The organism is Endozoicomonas sp. ONNA1, assembly GCF_024606325.1.
GTDB lineage: Bacteria > Pseudomonadota > Gammaproteobacteria > Pseudomonadales > Endozoicomonadaceae > Endozoicomonas_A.
Genome location: NZ_JAHHPN010000374.1, coordinates 1 through 1145 on the forward strand (window position 1 = coordinate 1; position 1145 = coordinate 1145).

Here is a 1145-nt window from a genome sequence, read left to right on the forward strand (position 1 = left end):
TAACAGCAAACCATCATTCATTCATACTTAGTTCAGTGATTTTCGCCGTCTCATCTTGATGGATGGTCAAAACATGGCCATCGGCGCTGAGGGTGGCTGATCGGATAATACCAGGATGGGAAGTGCTGGCTTTTTCTTCCCATGATCCATCGCTGTTCTGACCATAAATTTTCCACGTTCCATCGACACTGACAGTGACCAAATGGCGGCCATCGACACTAAAGGTTGCTAATGTAATAAAACAATCATAGGAGATGATGGCTTTTTCTCTCCATGATCCATCGATCTTCAGGCTATAGATTTTCATCATGAGATCATTACTGCAGGTGATGACATGACGGCTATCGGGGCTGAATTTGGCAAAGTAGACATTTTTGTTATGGGAAATGATGGCTTTTTGTTCCCATGATCCATCGTCCTTCTCACCATAGATTTTCGCTTTGTCACCTAAATTGGCGGTCACCATATGGCGGCTATCGGCGCTGAATTTGGCTGAGCACTTTCTTAGGTAACCGGAAATTGATTCAAGAAACTCCCAGGCTGTTGTACCAGCTGAGCAGTGACTCAGGTAATCGGAAATGGTGGCTTTTTCTTGCCATGATCCGTTTTTATCCTGGCCAGAGATTATCGCCTTGTTATCGTCACTGGAGGTCATTAAACAGCGACTATCGGGACTGAATTTGACTGACTTGACCTTTCCATTATGGGAAATGATGGCTTCTTCTTCCCATGATCCATCGGTATCCAGTCTATAGATCTTTGCACTGCCATTATCTCTGGTGATCACCACATGGCGACTATCGGAGCTGAAGGTAACTGAAACAAAATGGGAAACAATGGCCTTTTCCAGCCAGGACCCATCGTCTATCTGGCCATAGATTTTCGCTTTCCTATCCAGGCTGGCGGTCACCACATAGCGGCTATCGGGGCTGAAGGTGGCTGAGTAGACAGTCTCATCATGTGGAATGATGGCTTTTTCTGCCCATGACCCATCGTCACTCTGGCCATAGATTTTTGCCCTTTGATCCCAACTGGTGGTTACTAGATAGCGACCATCTTTGCTGAAGGTGGCAAAACTGACACTAGCGTTATGGGAAATAGTGGCTTTTTCTTCCCATGATCGTTCGTCCTTCTTGCCATAGATT

Annotated in this window: 1 protein-coding gene; it reads right to left on the reverse strand. The window is 45.8% G+C overall.

Annotated features, from left to right (window positions below):
* Positions 1-13 precede the first annotated feature (13 nt).
* Positions 14-1145: WD40 repeat domain-containing protein (locus tag KDK19_RS08665; RefSeq protein ID WP_257254915.1), on the reverse strand; the 1132-nt coding region annotated here is incomplete at its 5' end.